The sequence below is a fragment of the Pseudoalteromonas sp. A25 genome, assembly GCF_009176705.1.
In the GTDB taxonomy this organism is placed as follows: Bacteria; Pseudomonadota; Gammaproteobacteria; order Enterobacterales; family Alteromonadaceae; genus Pseudoalteromonas.
This window is the reverse complement of record NZ_AP021847.1, coordinates 378968-397320: the sequence shown is the minus strand read 5'-3', so window position 1 is coordinate 397320 and position 18353 is coordinate 378968. Positions and strand designations below refer to the sequence as shown.

General features: G+C 44.3%; 13 protein-coding genes. All 13 read right to left on the bottom strand.

Annotation, left to right across the window (positions count from 1 at the left end):
- From GDK41_RS18305 to GDK41_RS18245, 13 genes are read right to left on the bottom strand one after another with little or no spacing between them, the layout of a single operon-like run.
- A complete protein-coding gene (locus GDK41_RS18305; protein WP_152087915.1) occupies positions 1-705 on the bottom strand; it encodes an ABC transporter ATP-binding protein in 705 nt (234 codons plus the stop codon).
- Between the two features lie 9 nt (positions 706-714).
- Positions 715-1971, bottom strand: coding sequence for an ABC transporter permease (locus tag GDK41_RS18300; protein WP_152087914.1), 1257 nt, complete (start codon positions 1969-1971; stop codon positions 715-717).
- Positions 1968-3377, bottom strand: a complete 1410-nt coding sequence (locus GDK41_RS18295; protein WP_152087913.1) for an ABC transporter permease — start codon at positions 3375-3377, stop codon at positions 1968-1970. The genes GDK41_RS18300 and GDK41_RS18295 overlap by 4 nt, the downstream gene beginning before the upstream one ends.
- Before the next feature lie 8 nt (positions 3378-3385).
- Entirely contained in the window at positions 3386-4147 is a 762-nt protein-coding gene (locus tag GDK41_RS18290; RefSeq protein ID WP_152087912.1) for an outer membrane lipoprotein-sorting protein, read from the bottom strand.
- 10 nt (positions 4148-4157) lie between these two features.
- Entirely contained in the window at positions 4158-5240 is a 1083-nt protein-coding gene (locus tag GDK41_RS18285; RefSeq protein ID WP_152087911.1) for a nitroreductase, read from the bottom strand.
- Positions 5215-8040, bottom strand: coding sequence for an aminotransferase class III-fold pyridoxal phosphate-dependent enzyme (locus tag GDK41_RS18280; RefSeq protein WP_152087910.1), 2826 nt, complete (start codon positions 8038-8040; stop codon positions 5215-5217). The genes GDK41_RS18285 and GDK41_RS18280 overlap by 26 nt, the downstream gene beginning before the upstream one ends.
- A 13-nt stretch (positions 8041-8053) precedes the next feature.
- Positions 8054-9220, bottom strand: coding sequence for an acyl-CoA dehydrogenase family protein (locus GDK41_RS18275; protein WP_152087909.1), 1167 nt, complete (start codon positions 9218-9220; stop codon positions 8054-8056).
- Positions 9210-11393 (bottom strand): polyketide synthase, encoded by a 2184-nt coding sequence (locus tag GDK41_RS18270; protein WP_172971678.1) that lies wholly within the window; start codon positions 11391-11393, stop codon positions 9210-9212. Before GDK41_RS18270 ends, GDK41_RS18275 begins: the two co-directional genes overlap by 11 nt.
- Entirely contained in the window at positions 11386-12921 is a 1536-nt protein-coding gene (locus GDK41_RS18265; protein WP_152087907.1) for an AMP-binding protein, read from the bottom strand. Before GDK41_RS18265 ends, GDK41_RS18270 begins: the two co-directional genes overlap by 8 nt.
- A 10-nt stretch (positions 12922-12931) precedes the next feature.
- Complete coding sequence (locus GDK41_RS18260) at positions 12932-14542, bottom strand: aminotransferase class I/II-fold pyridoxal phosphate-dependent enzyme (protein WP_152087906.1); 1611 nt, start codon at positions 14540-14542, stop codon at positions 12932-12934.
- 12 nt (positions 14543-14554) lie between these two features.
- Positions 14555-15664, bottom strand: coding sequence for an aromatic ring-hydroxylating oxygenase subunit alpha (locus GDK41_RS18255; protein WP_152087905.1), 1110 nt, complete (start codon positions 15662-15664; stop codon positions 14555-14557).
- Positions 15661-15933 carry an acyl carrier protein gene (locus tag GDK41_RS18250; protein WP_152087904.1) on the bottom strand — a complete coding sequence of 91 codons (273 nt, stop codon included), beginning with the start codon at positions 15931-15933 and terminating at the stop codon, positions 15661-15663. Before GDK41_RS18250 ends, GDK41_RS18255 begins: the two co-directional genes overlap by 4 nt.
- A complete protein-coding gene (locus tag GDK41_RS18245) occupies positions 15927-18011 on the bottom strand; it encodes an AMP-binding protein (protein ID WP_152087903.1) in 2085 nt (694 codons plus the stop codon). The genes GDK41_RS18250 and GDK41_RS18245 overlap by 7 nt, the downstream gene beginning before the upstream one ends.
- Positions 18012-18353: the final 342 nt, after the last annotated feature.

Here is an 18353-nt window from a genome sequence, read left to right as displayed (position 1 = left end):
TTACACTGCTACCTGTTGACCATTATTATGGGTGCTTACGTCTTTGACGATCTGACCATCTTGCAGATGAATAACGCGGTGTGCTCGCTCGATAACGCGTGGGTCGTGCGAGCTAAATAAGAATGTGACACCGAGATCTTCATTAAGTGATTGCATTAAATCCAGCAAGCTTTCTGTGGAGCGAGAGTCTAGGTTAGCAGTAGGTTCATCCGCAATGACTAATAGTGGCTGTGCCGCAATTGCTCTGGCAACCGCCACACGCTGCTGTTGACCACCACTTAGCTGTGCTGGAAAGCGGTTTTTAAAATCACCAAGCCCGACCGCTTCAAGTGTTTCGATAGCACGCTGTCGACGAACTTTTTTATCAACGTTACAAAACTCCATGATCATCTCGGTGTTTTCCAGCGCTGTAAGCACGGGCATTAAGTTATACGCCTGAAACACGAAACCAATTTTTTCTCTGCGTATATCTGCCAAGCGATTGCTATTTAATTTAGCGACATCTTGTCCATCAAACTCATAGCTGCCTGAGCTTGGTTTATCGAGTAGGCCAATAATGTTCAGTAGGGTTGACTTTCCAGAACCAGAAGGGCCTGCAATGACGGTGAATTCACCTTGATTGACCTCTAAATCCAAGTCTTTTAGGCAATGAAAAGACTGGTGTTTGTCAGAGAATATTTTGTTAATTTGAGTTAATTTGATCATGTTAATTCCTTACGATTCTTGACTGGCTGCAACAGGTGAGCGGTGTCCAGCACGAATTGCTGGAATAAGGGTGACGAGAATAGTTAAAACAAAAACGAACAAGACGCTCAGTGATAACTTGCTTAGCTCTAATGTTGAGTAAAATTTCTCGGGTAGTAATACGCCACCAGCTTCCATCGCGGTGCCAAATACTTCTTTAAAGTCGAGTCCTTGTGTTGCAAAGTGATGGTGTCCCCAAAGGCCCAGCACTAAGCCAATGGTGAGCGAAAAGGCGCTCAGGTAAATAGCCTCTAGCAACACAACCTGAGTAACGGTGCTGGTGCGAGCCCCAAGTGCAATCATCATTGAAAACTCTTTTTGACGCCTGAAAGTCGACATCAATACGGTGTTGAGAATGCCAACAGCCACGACCACATAAACAATGAGCATTAACAAATACATGCCGGCAGCATCAAGGGTGACCGCTGAATACAATTCAGGTGCAGCGGTTTGCCACGGCAAAATATCTAATGTCGGAAATTGTGCCGTTAAAGCAGTGGCAAGCTGTGCAACGTTGTCGCTGCCAGCGCTCGTATAAAGTGCAATTTGACTGACTTGATCGGGAACTTCGAGTAAAGCTTGCAAGTCATCTATCGGCACTTCAGCCCAAAACGTGTCAAGCTCATGCAATCCAGTTTTAAAGATACCCGCTACTTCAAACGCTGAGCGTGCCAAATCGCCGCCACTGGCGGGTTTAACCGTTAGCGTGACGGTATCACCAATGCGAACTTCTAAGTTCTGTGCCAATGTTTCGCCAATGACGATGCCTGAAAGACGTTGCAGGGTAGCGCTGTTGGTAAACGCTGCTAACGTTTCTCCTTGCACAATGGCTTTGTCATCAGCAATGGCAGACACTTGGGCCTCTAACAGTGGCTCAACGCCAGATATTGTCAATGCAACACCATGACGGCCAGCTTGAATTAGCGCATCAGAGCGCAGTCTTGCAACGGGCGTTAAGCGGGCATCAGTCGCTTTCAATCGTTGCTTTAATTGCTCTGGGTTATCGAGCAAATGGCTAAGTGCTGGGTCGTCTCTATACTCTGGGTGCTGAACAACAACGTGGCCTAGCCCCATTCTAACGCCGATATCAATCATCGCCTTGTGGCCACCATCTGATAACCCCATAAATAAGATCATCATGCTAAATGCAAATACGATGATCAGTGAAGTCAGAAGGGATCGGCGCTTGTTTCGCAACAAATTTCGTAAAGCTAATTTATGGATCATGAGGCTCTCATTCCTTGTGCTGGTTCTAATCTTGCTGCAGAGAATGCAGGGTAAAGCGCTGCTAGTAATGCGATAACGAACATAACGATTACCGGGATTAACAAGTTATTGAGGGTCAATTTGGCTTTGAGTGCGCTGGTCATTCCCACGCCCGCTAAGCTAAACTCGCCGAATTGACTGATGTCCCAGCCGTATTTTTGTAGGTAACTCCCCAGTACAATCCCCATTGCTAGGCCCGCAATTGAGGCTACAAAGGTTAAAACCAGTGTTTCAACCGTGACTAGCCAAACAACATTGGGGCCTTTTAGGCCTAGTGCTTTTAGCAAGCTCAGCTCTTTACGACGTTCCATCACACTAACCAGCATCGCGTTCATGACGCCAACGCCGGCGATTAAGAAAATGATAAATACCAAAGTACCCATTAATGCTTGGTTTGATTGGATCAGGGCTAAGATGTCAGGACGCAATTGTGACCAAGTTTGCACGCTTAATTGTGGGTAGCTTGAGCCGAGCACATCACTAATCACTTGCTGTGCGAAATCCACTTTTTGAAGATTCATTGTAGAGATAGCAATTTCGTGACTTTGATTTGGCAGCTGTAGTAATTTTTGCAGATCTTCAAGGTGAAATATCATACGAGTGCGGTCAATAAGATCGGTACCTTGTCGACTAATGCCCGCTACTTGTAATTGTAATGACTGTTGTGCGCCTTGTGCTGTTTCAAATAATAAGGTGATTTCATCGCCTACATTTGCCTGCAAGTTTTTAGCGAGTTTTACACCCAGAACCACTTGAGGAAGCGTAAATGGTAACGGTGCCAGTGTGTCAATCAGCTCATTAGTGTGCAATTGTAACTCATTGCTGGTGGTGTCTAGGCCATCTAGTTCGGCAAAGGCATTAGCAATGGCTTGTTCAGTGAGTTGCTCATCAAGCGCTAGTTGCGCTTCACTGAGAGCTTGGCCTTTTGGCCAAGGTGTTGGCTCAGATATAAACGAACCATCTACGATTTGTTCAGCTAAAGAGGTGACTTGACGTTCATGTTTAGGCTCTACCCCTAATAAACTAACCCCAATCGATTTGTCATCTTTACTGAGATAGCCAAAGCTATACAATCTGGCTGCGGCGGCTTTAACTGAGTTGAGGTCTCGAAGTTCTAAGAGCACTTGACTGTTATTTTCAATGGTTTGCTGCAGTTGACGCTTTGCGAGATAGTCTTGCTCATGCACCTGAATGTGGCCCACTTGGCCTTGGGTGGTGCCTGTGATCAAGTCATGGCTAAGTCCATCCATTATTGCCAAAGTGGTAATACAAAAACCGATACCTAAAGTGATCCCCAAAGCGGTGACCGAGCTGCGCTTTGTGTTACGCAACAGGTTGCGCCAAGCGAGGCGAATGTATAATCCCATGCGACCTCCTACAGAAACGCTTGTTCAGTGAACTTGCTAGCAGCCAAATCACTATTGAATTTTATTTTTTGATAATGCATGCGCGTGTATTCGTCAGGTTTGTCTGAAATACGCATTTCCATCATGGTAGGTACTTTAAAGCCATCCATTTGTTTTACATCGCTGTAAGTCAGCGTACGCTCTGGTTGCTCATCGCTATTGCGGCGGTAATAAGAAACTTGTTCAGGAAATACTCGGCCATCGTCAATGTACAAGCGATACATCACCTTACCCCAAACCACAGGTGCTGAGGGTAAGGGGGTTAGTTCAATCAGGTGGTAGTCTCGACTTTCTTGATGCCATGACTTGGCAGCCTGATATGCATAGTGTGTTGCTAAGTCGGTTTCTCGCATCAAATCATCATTACTAAAGTGGCTACCCATCCAGCTGGATGCCAACATGGAGCTACTCATGACGGTTGTTCGCTTGTTGCGTGGTTCAAAAAATGAGATTCGGTCATCGACTTTGAGCGTGACATTGCCACGCCATAAAGCCGGACCTAGCATGCGTACCATAACCTTTTGTTGCTCACTACGGTCATCGGTGAGCACTAATAAGGTAAAATCACGTTGGTACTCGGCTTTATTAATCGCCATTGAAAGCACTGAAGCGGATGTTTTAGCTCGTAAAATACGCTCTGCGCTGTCAATCCATGAGCCTAGTTGATCTTTACTATTTGCAATGGCATTACTGCTTAGCAAAATGATAAAGAAGAAAAAAAGTTGTTTCATAACGGTCCTTTTAGTGTTGCGTTAGTATTCGAGATAAAGAGGTGCGATAGCGAAACTGAGCAATGAAACTTTGCTCAGCATTACTCTTGCCTACGCGTGCGATAAACATCGGGCTATGTTGTGCGCCTAATGTGTGATGTAGTGCTGTTTTGGCGTCAGAGTGTTGTAACAGTACACTTAATGGATGTACTGCAAGTTGCTGCTCTGTTGCTTGTAACCAAGCTTCGAGCATATATTCTCCAGCAGCCAACCAAGCGGTAGTATCGGCTTTATTACTGTGACACAAGCAAATGAGCTGAGCGCTTTGTTCGCTTAACATAGCTAGCATGTCGGCCATTTTTTGTGCCATGCCAAATTTGTTTAGTACAAGCATGGTATTCGGGTGCAACAGTAGTTGATTAATACGACGCTTGAACGCACTCATTGGGCCCATTAGCTGTTGTATATTAAAACCACGCTCTTTTTTGACGTGTTTACCTTTGGCAAAGTCGATAAACTGATAGGTTTCTTGCCATGCCTTTCGGTGGCTAAAATCCAATGCGGCAAAACGCGCCACTAACTTAGCTATTTGAGTTTGCTTTTGTGACGTTACTTTGAGCCAATGTAATTGCTCATTAGGCCAAAGTTTGGTTGCAAGTATGTCTTGTTGCCATTGCAGCGGTTTATCTGTATGTAGCTCACCACGGTGTGTATAGCGGTTTTGCAATAACTGGCTTAAGCGTACAAAACGAGTTTTGTCTTCGCTATCTGGTTTTAATGTCAGATACACACTAAATACCTGCGTATCTTCGTTATCAATGACACTTAAGTTAGCGGTATTGCTTTGTACCTCACACACTACACCTGACGCTTCTAACAAGTTGATTAAAGCGCAGCTGAAACCTGCCAAGCTCATTAGCATTTCATTTTTTAATGAACTGAGCGCATTGATAGTATGCTCACTATCAATGCTTATGTTCAGCGTGCCATCAAAAGGCATACCTGCGTGGTGCAAATGTACGCGCCAAGGCTGGCAATTGTGTGATGAGGGCACCAGTTTAGCCAGCTCAATACATTCGCTAACAACGTTAGCTAACGGCTTGCAATGAGTCATTTTGCGGTTTCTCCTGATCTAACTCAAAGCCGTGTATAGCGGCTAAAGCTTGTACTTGTTCCACTTGAGCACAAGTTAAAGCGCCCATACTAAAATGGGAAAAGGCACCTGCTAGGCCAAGCAAAATTGTTTCTCCACAGCACGCATATACCTGTCCTTTAGGTAATAACATACCAGGTAAAGTAAACTCTGGATTTTGCGTGAGGTTGACGACACCACCACGAATGAGCTTAACGTTGGGGCGTGTTAGCACAATATCTTCGGGCACATCTCTGGGCACAGCGACATCACTTATTAACACGGGTTTATGTGCGTTAATATGCTCAGCTCTAAATACGGTCGTTGGGCTGCTGGTATTACTGACAATGACATCGGCTTGCTGGCAATCATTAAAATTATCGCTTATTACTACCAAGCCTCTAGCTAGCAAAATGCTCTTAAGCTCGCGTTGAATAACTTCAGGCTTGTCATCACCGATACGTGGCGTTAGCCACTCTTTACAGCTCTCTAAGAGTTTGCCACCACTTATCTGCTGCTCTATGCCAAGGTATAGTTGTTCACAAATAACCCGTAATGTGTCGTTCATATTGGTTGCACTTGCATTACGGGTGATCAGGATTAATTTATGACAATGTTTGGCAAGTATCGCGCTGTGTACTTGCCCAATGTTGCCTGCAGCACCACAAATTGCGACGGTCGCTTTCTTCAAATCAATCCCGTGCTGTGTTGCACTACTTAAAACGGTATTGATACTTGCTGCAACGGTTAGCGCATTGCCAGATGTAGCCGCTGGTGTGTTGTAAGTAAAGTCGCAGCAATTACTGGTTACAATCGAGGTATAGCCTCCAAAACCCACTAGCTTACAGCCTTCTTCTCGTGCCTGCCGATAGGCTTCATGCACTTGTGAGCGAATGATTGTAGAGCGGTTGAAACGTCTATCTGCTTCGATGCTTTCAGCATCCATTTGAATACCATAAAGCACCAGCTCAATTTCACGGCCACTTAGCGAGATAATTTTTCGTCTGGCAAGTACACTAGGGATAGTCACAGGCAGAATATGGTGGTTGAGCTCTTCTTGCTCATACTCATCAAACACACGCCAGCCTGGGTCGATTTCATTTAGACTGTCTTGATCAATCAGGTGACTAATAAATGCCACTTTTTCAATACCACTTGGGGTATTTTCTTCGCGCACGGGGTGATGCAAGCGCTCATGATAGGCAAGCTCACTGATATCTGTGTGAATAAGATGAGACATTAAGGGAGCGATTTTATGCGCACGAATAAGCTCAAATGCCGCTTTTAGAGCGTTAACCACTTTGGCTATATTTTCGTGCGCAAAGTAGCTTGAAGGTTGTAACCTTAGTACGCGGCGTTTACCTAACGATGGCAATATACGAATATGGTGACGATGCAATAAGTAGCCAGCCAGTGCCATTGAAAGTACGTTTTCTTTGTCTAAGCCTGAAATGGTTGCGCTAGGATGCTCGCTTTGTGAAGCAAGCTCGATACCTAGCATACATCCTTTACCCCTTACCTCAGTGATCATGTCTGGGTAATCATTGGCAAGTCCTTGCAAGGCGCTTAAAAACGCTTCCCCTAGGCTTTGCGTTTTGTGAACGATGTCGTCGCGCTCTAGTAGGGCTAAAGTTTTTAGGGCAACTGCTGAGCTTAAGTCATCATCTGCAAAAGTAGTGCTGTGCAGCATGCTAAATTCTTGATGGTAACGACTGGCATCAATTGCCACGGCAGAAATTTTACATAGCCCTCCGCCAAGTGATTTGGCTAAGGTGATGTAATCATTGGGTACTTGGCGTGCGACACTTTCTAAAAAATGCCCTGTGCGGCCAAGTCCACATTGAATTTCATCAGCAATAATGGCGGTATCTGGGTGGCTTTGTTTTATTTCGTGAAGTAAATCGATGTACTGCTGCGCAAGCGGGACGACTCCGCCTTCACCTTGAATTGGTTCGTAGATCACCGCGGCTAACTGATTGATTGGCTTGGCAACCAAGCGTAAAGGTTCAAATTCAATGTGCCAGTATTGACTTTGCCAAGCAGAAAGCGTTTGCTTAAAGCTGTCACAGTCTTCAATAAATACCGCATCAGGGTTGTTTGCAATAAAGGGCAGGCGTGCATCTCGGTTGTACGTTGTGGCGAGGCTGCCGCGTGTTTTGCCATGAAATGCACCTTTAAACGCAGCCACTTTGGCTGGCAAGTTGAACGCTTGCTGGTTACGATATTGCAGAGCGCGTTGTAATTCTTCAATGCTTTCAATGGGCTCTTGGCCAAGTAATTGCTCGGCTTTGCTAAAAAACGCTTCACTAATACTCAATTCGTTACGGGATAAACGCGCCATAAACTCGCGCCAGTTATCGGCACTGCGTGTTTGTGCCTGGCTAAGGCGCTGAAAATATTCATATTGAGCATGTTTTAGTGCGGCTTCAACGGCTTCAGTGCCGGTATTGAGGATGATGAGCTGATATTGCTTGCCTGTTTCTGTGCTTAGTTTTTCAGCCAGTGCTTCTCGTAATTGCTTCGCGATAGGGCGCTGTGCACCTTGCACCCACATGGGTCGATTGGCACGTAAGCTGTGCTGCATGGTCTCAACGAGTTCAGGGTGATTGTGTCCAAGCAATGTGCTACCAAACCCACCAACTAGGTCGAGGACTTCTATACGTTGTTCGTCATGTTGCCAAATGAGTGTGTCGCCATTGGCCTGTACAAACTCAGCCAGCAGTCCAGCGCTGTCTAGCAAAGCTTCACGACTTAGGATCTCTTGTCCAATTCTGATTTGCATTTTATCTACTCCGCTACAGCCAATTAGCTTGAAAACGCTTTAAGATCGTTGTGCTTAAGTTGTTCTTAAGGACATTGGAGGTACCAGAGAAAATGGCACTGGGCATGGCATCTCTGAGCATTCGTTCAATGTCACCGCTGAGCACACCTTGTGCTCCGTGCAACTGCACGGCCATTTGGGCATTGCTAATGGCTGCATGCGACACCGCAATTTTTGCCAGCGCGCTGCTTACACCTGACATATCGCCTTTATCTAAAGACCACGCGGCTTTGTAAAGCAGTAGACGTGCGCTTTCGTAATTCAGATACATATCGCTAAGCTGATGCTGGACAGCTTGAAATTCACTCAAAGGTTCGCCAAATTGACTGCGAGACTGAATAAATGCTGCGGTTTTGTGGAGTTGACGTTTCATTTGTCCCAGATACAGAGCGAACAAACACACACGCTCCCACTCCATCGAAATTTGGAAAATCGGTGCACCTGCTCCTTGACGGCCTATCAGCGCGTCTTCAGACAATTCGCATTGGTTAAACTGTATATCGCCCATTGCAGTAGTACGTAAGCCAGATTTACTATGCGGGTTTTGGGTCACGCTGATCCCCAGTTCAGTGCTTTGCATAATAAATGTTGAATAATCAAAGTAATTACCTTTATTGGCTGTACGTAGATGTACAACCATAAAGTCGCAAAAAGGTGCGTTAGTGATATAGTGCTTTGCGCCGTTGAGAATGAACTGTGCCTGCGTTTTAGTGGCCGATGTGCTCATAGCGTAAATATCAGAACCCGCTGTTTTTTCGGTGATAGCGTGAGCACCAAGCCAAGCCTCTTGTTGGATCTTGCTTAGCCAGTGAAGTTGTTGTTGCTCATTGGCAAAAGCGCGAATGGGGTGGATACAGGCACATAAATGCGCTGAAAGCGCAAAGATCAACCCAGTATCTTCACAATGTTCCGCTAATGACTCTATGCCTGCGCATAGCTCGCTGGCGTTTAAGTCATCCCCCCCCATAGTTTTTGGCATTAACCACTTACCAACGCCTTGGGTAATTAGCTGTCTAAATAACGGCTTAGAAAATTCGCCAGCTAAGTCTCGCTTGCTTAAATCGTTCAGTTCGAGTGACTGCGCAAGTCTTGCCGCTTGCTGGGCTATGTGTTGTTGTTTTTCTGTAAAATCAAAGTTCATCATGAGTTCCTTGCGTTGTCTCAGAAGTACAATCGCTGATAATCACGTGGTAGTTCACACCACCGGTGCCAAATCCATTAATTGACGCACTGCGTTTACCTTGCGGCTGCGCATAAGGTTTTGCACTTGCCATTGGGTCAAAATTCAGTGTTTCTAGGTTTAACTCGTCGCGCAGTTTGCCGCGCAACAAATTGTGTGGAATGGAATTATGTTCAAAGCTCAACAATGCCTTGATGAGGCTTGCTAGGCCCGCTGTGGCAAAGGTATGACCAAACTGGGTTTTAAGCGCGCCGAGTTTAAGTGAGTTGTTATCGCGCCGCTGATACACTTCGCTTAGCGCTTGTATTTCAACCAAATCACCAATGGGGGTACCTGTACCGTGGGTTTCTACCCAGTCAATGTCAGACGGCGTTAGCGCGGTTTGCGCAAATGCGTGCTGCATTGCCTCAACTTGGCCTGCGCTATTTGGGGCTATCATTGACTTGCTATAGGTACTTGAGCCTATGGCCTCAATTCGAGCAAGTCTTGGATAATTTTTGGCTATCGCAATATCATCACGAGTTAAAATCACAACGCCCAGCCCGTCACCTGGGGTAAAGCCATCGGCGTGTTCGCTAAATGTGGCAATTACCGAATGCGATAACATTTGCTGCTTAGAGCACAGACACAAGTCATGCAGATTTACCGGCAGCTCTGCCGCTGCCACAATGGCATAATCTACGCGTTTGCTTTGTAGCGCGTTGATAGCACAATCTAAAGCAGCCATAGAGCCTGCACAGGCGCTTTCAAGTGCTAAAGCATCGTAGTTTTTCAACTGAAAATGTTGCGCTAATTGCAGGCTAAGACCGAGCGCTTGGTTGTGCTCACTTTGCGCATCTTGTGTAAACTGGCTTTGCCATTTTTGTAGTTGTACAAGGCCTGCATCATCATTATAAGCGGTTAATATCTCTTGGCATTGTTCAACTAAACTGCTGAACTTTGCATGTAATAACTTACGGCGCTCGCTGTATGGGCCAAGATTAGTCGCTGTGATAACTAAGGTGTTTTTATCACTAGGCAAGGCAAGGTGTTGCCACTCATTTAGCATGGTATTGAGAGCATTGTCGTAGCTTGCATGTGCTAATGTATCAAGGTGATCAGAGCTTAATTTTGCAGCTTGCCTACAGTAGTAACTATCTTGTGTTTCGCCATCGGGTTTAAATAATGTGCCTGATACCATGGTGTTATGTTCAAGCGAAGCAATACCACCGCGCTTGTCATTTAATCCTTGCCAATAGGCTTTTGTACCAAGTCTATCTGCCAGCCATATTTGTTTATCACAAATGGTAATGGCTGTTTGCTCGAGGGCTTTATACCAACACGGTGAAGTGCTGAAGCTAAACTGTGGGCTAATGGGCCATGTATCTTGAGGGTTTTTTGCAAGCCACGATGACAGTTGCAAAGCACTATTTACCACGCCCGCATTGCTAGACGAATCATGCTTTGCTGGCACAAAGCTATGTTGATGGCAATACTGCAGATAAGCCTTTGCGTTATCGATAGCTTTGTCCGTTCTGACTAATAGCAAAGTGCTCGCTGCCAAAGGCTGAATATCTGAAGGGGTTTGCCAATCATTAGCAACGGCAATAAGCACTGCATCTGCTTTATGATTTAGTAGTGCGTCATAAGCCAAAGCAACGGCTTTAGATAACGACTCATCACCGCTGTTGATTGCAAACGCGCGGCCTTTTAGTTTTGCACTTTGGGCGATGCGTGTTGCCATTGTTGTGGCCATTTCACCCACTTTATCGTGGCTACTGACAAGCTCTGTTGGCTTAAGATCATGTAATTGCTTTTTTATAGTTTCATTGTCAGTGGTTGCGATTAGCTCAGCCAGCAATGCTTGTGACGTTACTCTATAGTGGTTAGCCAGTTGCCTATCTGCACAAGGCTCAGAGCAAACTATCACATCAGTTCTGCCATCGTGGACAAACGCATCAAAACGTTCACAAAGCGCCATACTCAGTTGCAGCAATGGTAATTGCATGCGATTGATTGCTTTTCTATAAATCGGTGGTATTGCAAACTTTGAATAGTGCTTTAAGTCACTCAGGCAATCCAAATATCCGTTTTGTGTACCAACGTTTGACTGCAAATCCAACAAGGCAATGGCATGTTGTTGCTTATTAATCATCATTCACCTGCGCAAGGGTTGGGTAATCAATTTTGCCATTGGCATTTTTTGGTAACGTACCAAAACACTCAAACTTGTGTGGGATCATGTAGGTAGGCAAGTGCTGAGCACTATATGTTTTAAGTGCTAAAGTACCAATCTTGCTTTGGGCATCATTCAATGCGTAACTTGCTATTAGCTTGCTGGTGTTAGCGCAGTATCTTACTGCTACTTCACTTATTTGTGGGTGTGCCAAAAGACAGGCTTCAATCTCACCTAACTCAACGCGAAAACCTGAAATTTTAACCATACGGTCGCAACGACCATGGTAGTAATATTGGCCATTTTGATAGCGGGCAATGTCACCAGTAGAGTGAATTTGCAGTGCATGATTTGCGAGCTTTTGCGATTCTAAGCAATAGCCAGGTGTTACGCAGCTGCCTTGGATCACAAGCTCTCCCATTGCACCAGACTCATTGGTGACCGGATTTCCTTGTTCATCAATAAGCCATGCTTGGGTATCCCCGATAGGCAGACCAATGGCTATCGGCTCATTATTGAGAACATCCGCCTCAGTTACTTTGTAGGCAAGACAAACATTGGTTTCTGTTGGTCCATAAAAATTGTAAAAGTGAGTACTAGGTAAAGCGCTCGCAAGGCCTTTTAAACAAGGCTTTGGCATTGCTTCTCCTGCAAAAATGAGATGGCGTAGTGCCAAGGGCTCTGCTTGTTGCCACAAACCGATACGGTTCATCAAATTCAGCAGTGACGGCACACAATACATCACGCTGATCTGATGTTCATTAAGCACATTCGCTAATGTCATTGGTTGCTTTGGCGCATCATCATTGGCGATGTACAAACTGCCACCAACTGCTAAGCAAACAAATAGGTCAAAAGTACTTAAATCGAAGTTAAAGCTGGCTAGATTTAAAAACCGATCGCAGCTATCCAAGCTCATATTATCTTGGCACCAGCTAACAAAATGCTGAATATTGCCAAGTGTTAGCTGCACACCTTTGGGGCGGCCTGTTGAGCCAGAAGTAAAAAGCACCGCAGCAAGGCTATTTTTATGCCAAGGTTCATTTGTGTGCGCCAGCTCGGTTTCTAGGTGTAAGCGCCAGTCAAAAAAGCTCGTATTTGCCGCCTGTTGGACACACTTTTCACCAATTAACACGATTTTAAGTTGCGGGTATTTTGCTAAAAGCGGTGTAACTTGCAACAGATGTTTATCGTCTACGATTAAGGTATCTGCTTGAGCGTCGGTTAAAATCAAGTCAACACGGTTAATAGGCTGTTTGCTGTCAATTGGGATATAGCAAGCGCCAGCGCTAAGCGCTGCCAAAATTGACAGGGCATAATGGTTGTTCTTTTCAAGCCAAATAGCGACTCGTTGGCTACCTGAAAGTTGTGTTGCCAATGCGCTTACATAGTTAGCTGATTGGCGATAGCACAAAGCTGGCTCAGCGAGTAAAAATGGCTGTTGAGGTTGCTTGTTTGCCCAATAAAACAAGGCTTGATGTAGCGCCGTTGGCAACATTTCTTTCATAGCTACTCCTTTAGCCTTTAAAATTCGGTAAATTAACGCTTCTGGCTGCGTTGACTAGAATTTCAATAGCGCCATCTAAATCCGCTTTGGTATGTTGTGATAGCACACTGATACGTAATCTTGCATCGCCTACCGCAACGCCTGGGAACACCACGGTTTGACAGAACATGCCCTGTTGGCGAACCGCATGGCCCATTTTCATTGCTAGGGCTTCATCACCAATAACAATAGGAATAATGGCGCTTTCACTGTCACCAGTGTTAAAACCAAGTTCTTTTAAGGCGCTATGCAGGTAGTTAACGTTGCTCCATAAACGTTCAATACGCTCAGGCTCTTTTTCAATGATATCAATACACTGGATCAGGCCTGCGGCAATGTGCGCAGGAATTGTGGCTGCAAAAACATAGCTGTTTGCATAAAAACGTAGATAATCAATGACATCTTTGTCACCACACACAAAGCCGCCCATCCCTGCGAGTGTTTTACTCATGGTGCCAAGTTCTAAATCGACTTCATGTTTAAGATTAAAGTGCTCAGCGGTGCCTGAACCCGTTGCGCCTAAAATACCCGTAGAGTGTGCATCATCAATTAAGATACGTGCTTGATACTTACGAGCTAAGCGCACCATTTCTGGTAGTTTTACGATGTTACCGTGCATGCTAAATACACCATCAGCAACAATAAGCTTGCCGCCTTCTGAATCCGCGCAGCCTTTTAGTACTTCTTCTAAAGACGCCATATCATTGTGTTTATAGATACGTTTTTTAGCGCCAGATAACTTACAACCATCTTGGATGCTCATATGGTTATAAACATCTGTAATAACCGTGTCTTTTGGGCCTGTTAGTGCTGAGATAGTACCTAGGTTTGCAGAGTAACCAGATGGAAAAACAATACAGGCTTCACGACCTTTGAAGTGGGCTAAGCGTTCTTCAAGTTCGAGGTGCAAATGGTTTGTACCCCCAATCAAACGACACCCTGTATTGGTTGCACCATATTCTTTTGCTGCTTTGCAGATAGCATCAATAACCCGAGGTTCATTCGCTAAGCCAAGGTAATTGTTCGATGCGAACATCAAAAACTCACGTTCTTTATTTTGATAGGCATCAAAAATAGTTGCGCGGTTTTCACAGCGAGAGCTCAGCGGCATGCCGTACCAAAAATTGCCTGTTTGTGCTTGCGTTTCGTAAAAGTCATTAAACTTACGTACTTTGCTAAATAAATCAGGGCTGCCATCAGAGACAAAATCACGCATGGTGGTGTGTGATGGGCCTTCTTGAGCAGTTGGGCATTCATTGACGGATACATCATTTACTGGCACATCATGGTTGATACCCAATGTAACAAGTTTTGCTTGGCCTTTTTCACTTAATGCAACGCCTTCGCAGCGCGCAAGCAAGTCGTTAATGGTATTAAAACTCGCTGAGTTTAGTTTATGCTCAAATACAAATACCTGTTGCAGCTCATCAACAATTGACGCCAAGATGATTGAGTCAATTCCCAATCCTTCTTCCATAGGCACATCAGGGAGCAGATCAGACTCTGAGTAGCAGGTTTGTTCTTTTACGATGTCTAAAACTAACGACTGAACAGCAGTCGCTAAATCATTATTTTTTGTCATGCTCAATTCCATTTAATTTACTTCTTCAATACCGATGATCTGCTCAAGGGTTGGGGCTTCAAAGTGTGGTTGTTCTTTTATTTTGTTGTGTGCTTGTTGTTCTTTGGCTTCACGGATCAGCTTTTCGCGGAAACGAATATAGTGAGCGTTCACTTTATCAATCGGGATTAATCGATTAGCTTTAGGGCTAGATACTTTTGGCTCCTGATGGGCGATGACAGCCATATCTTTAGCTTGTTGTACAAAGCGCTCGATACGACACATATACCAAGGACGAACAGGACGCCAAAATGGAATAGGTAGGGGTTTAATCAACGGCAATAAAAGGTCGCGTTTTGGTTCTTGATAGCACACGCACACCCAACAGGTATTTTCATCGATAGGTGTAGGAATAAAAATCACATCAAATACTTCACTGCGGATCTGGATTAAGTTTGGCATTTGTACATCGATGCCAAAGCGCCAGCCTCTTGTCCAAGGCTTACGAGCGACCAGTGTTTCGGCTGCAGTGCGCTCATCATCTGGGCGTAAAATAAAGTCGCTGGTGATCAATGTGCCATCAACTTTACATTCAAAGTCATCAACACGACCACCTTTAGGGTCCCAGATGTTGATTGCTGAACCTTTGTGTACAAAAGGAATATGGTAAATTTCACATACACTTTCGACATATCGAGTGTAGTTGATGGGGGCATCCCAGCCATAGTAGGAGTAATAGCCATCGTACTCTTTAAACTGTTTGAACATTGGCACTTCTGGGTAATCTTCTTCGGCCATTTGTTCGCCATACCAAAACCAAACCAATCCATATGCTTCTGTTACTTTGTAGGTTTTGACACACATTCCTTTTGGTACATCGCCATTTTTGCCTAATACCGGCATATGAACACAGTCACCTTGTTGATCAAATTGAAAGCCATGATAAGGACACGCGATAAGGTCACCATGTTGCTCACCTAAACTGAGTTTTACGCCTTTGTGTGGACATTTATCATCCATACAAATGAGTTTTCCTTGTGTGTCGCGATAGAGCACAAGTAATTTTTCTAGTCGCTTAATACCGAGAGGTTTTTTCTTTACGTCTTGCGATCTAGTTATGGCATACCATTGATTTGGGATCATAACGTGTTCTCCTTGTTCCTGTGATGTTCAACTAATTTGCTAAGTACTTCGACGGATGCAAAATTGTCTGGGTGAATGTCTATCACGGGTAAGCGCAGAGCGAACTCGCGATGTATATATTCGACTACGTCAAAGATTGACGCAGAATCGAGAATATTAAGTTCAATAATGGGCGTATCAGGTGCGATTAACTCATCATCATCAAGGTAGCTATGGGTGATAAATTGGCAAAGCTTGGCGGATACACTTTGAACTGATTCATTTAACATGTTGGATCTAACTCCGTTTTAGATGTTTTACTTGCTACAGTAGTAATTTGCTTGGCTAACAAATGAGGGGTGTTACAGCTATAAAGCACATCTGGAGCGAGATAGATGCCTGTTAATTGCTCTAGCTTAAATAGAATTTCCATTGCTAATACTGAATCTAGCCCGACGTTGGCCAGAGAATCTTTAGGTGAGATTTGTGCAATGGAAACACCCGTTAACTCACTCACTTTGCATACTAGCCAATGTTCAACACTGGCTATGTCAAAGATGTCTAGCTCAGTCACCGCGCCATCACTAATTGTTTGACTATCATTGACTTGAGCTTCCAAGCTGAAGCGGTGATATGCTTGTAAAGTGCCTTGTTCGTATGCTTGCTTAATCGCTACGCGTTGTAGCTTGCCTGAAGAAGTGATCTTGATGGTTTTGCGCGGTAAAAATAGGATTTGATCGGCCTTTACACCAAAACGTTCAATCAACCGGCCGTTAAGTGTTTTTGCAAAAATATCAAAATCGCTGACATTGCGCGGAACCTCAAGTGCCATTACAAGCACTTCTTTACCTTCTTCTGTGACAGAAAATGCAGCACTTCGACAGTTTTTAAGCTCAGGAAAGGCCAGCGATGCTTCGTACTCTAAGTCTTGCGGATAAAAATTAGCACCGCGGATAATGATGACTTCTTTCAGCCTGCCGGTGATGAAAAGTTCACCTTTGTGATAGAAACCCAAATCTCCTGTACGGTGGTAGGTTTCGCTATGTCCTGCCAGTGTCAAACCAAAGTTTGCATCGGTACGCTCTTTATCTTGCCAGTAACCTGGGCTGATACTATTTCCCTGTAACCAAACTTCGCCAACTTGACCGTCTGCAAGCGCGATATGGTTGTTGGGGTCTACTATTTTAGCGTCAATTGAATCATGCACTTTACCGCTGCTGACTAACCATTGGCTGCGCGCTGAAGGTGTATCAACCGCTTTTACCATACCTCGTTTGAGAAGTGGCTCGTCTACGCATAGTTGTTTATATTGCTGCGAATGAGGCTTGCCACTGACCATCAATGTTGCCTCGGCCATACCGTAGCAGGGTAAAAATGCCTCAGGCTTTAAACCGCACTGCGCAAATTTATCAAAAAATTGGTTAACCGTCTGAGCGTTAATTGGCTCAGCGCCACAAAATAAGTTTTGCAGCGATGATAAATCAAGCTCTGCTAAGCGAGATTCGCGAATGTTTTTTACCGCCAAATCAAAAGCAAAATTAGGTGCACCTGTGGTGGTGGCTCTAAAGTCTGTCACGGCTTTTAGCCAGCGAAATTGGCTACGTAAAAACAAATCAGTGGGCATTAGCATGGTTGGGTAACCAGTGTAAATGCCTTGCATAACCCCCCCGACTAAACCCATATCATGATGCGGTGGAAGCCATAGCATCATGCGCGTTTTGTCTTCTTGGTGACCAAAGCTTTGCCTGATCAACTCTGAATTTTCAAGGATATTCTGATTGGTAATGATCACACCCTTGGGTTTGCCCGTGGTGCCAGAGCTGTATTGTAGTAAAGCAATATCTTGTTCTTTGGTTTTGAAGTTATGTAGTGGTTGCGGCTCTATCGCTTCGCACTCTTCAACCAATAACCAGCGAATAGGTAAATGAGCGAGTTGCTCTTTTAACAAAGGTAAGACAGCGTTATTGGTGATGACAATAGGCTTACCTAAGTCTTCGATAGCATATTGTAAACGCTCAATTTGTAACTGATTTTTAGGTGGGAACGATGGCACGGCAATAATTCCCGCAGCCATACAGCCATAAAATGATGTTACGAAATCAGCTCCCTGAGGGAGCACAATAAGCGCTTGATCCTGATGCTCAGTGTTACGTTGTTGTATTTGTAGCAGTGACTTTGCTATGCGTGATACTGAGTTGCTAAGTGTTTGGTAATCAAAAACTTCTACCGATTCGCCTTTTTCATCAATGAAGTGGAAAACCTCTTGATTTGGTTTGTTGTATGTATCGACTGCAATTAGGTCGATTAAGCTATTTGCTTCGCATTGAACTAAGTCTCTACTATGAAACAAGTGAGTAGATTTTCCCATGTGATCTAATCCTTATAGATTTGCTTAACTTCATTGTCTCGTATGAATGTGAAGAGAATGTGTAAGAAAATTAAGATTGAGTTAAATTTTTGTGGATTATTACAGGTAACGTAATTTTGTGTCAAAGGGGTTTTGTGAATATTTTATTTTTTTTGAATAAAGTGATGTGATGAAAATAGGGTTAGGTTTTTTACTCTATTGCGAAATTGAAACGCAATAAAAGCAGTGTTTTAAGCCTGTGTATTTAATTTCAATCTCTATTTTGGCAGTGTGGTCGGGCTAATTCAGTGATAAGTGCATCTTATTTTTATAAAAATATTCATATATAAAAGAGGTTTATTT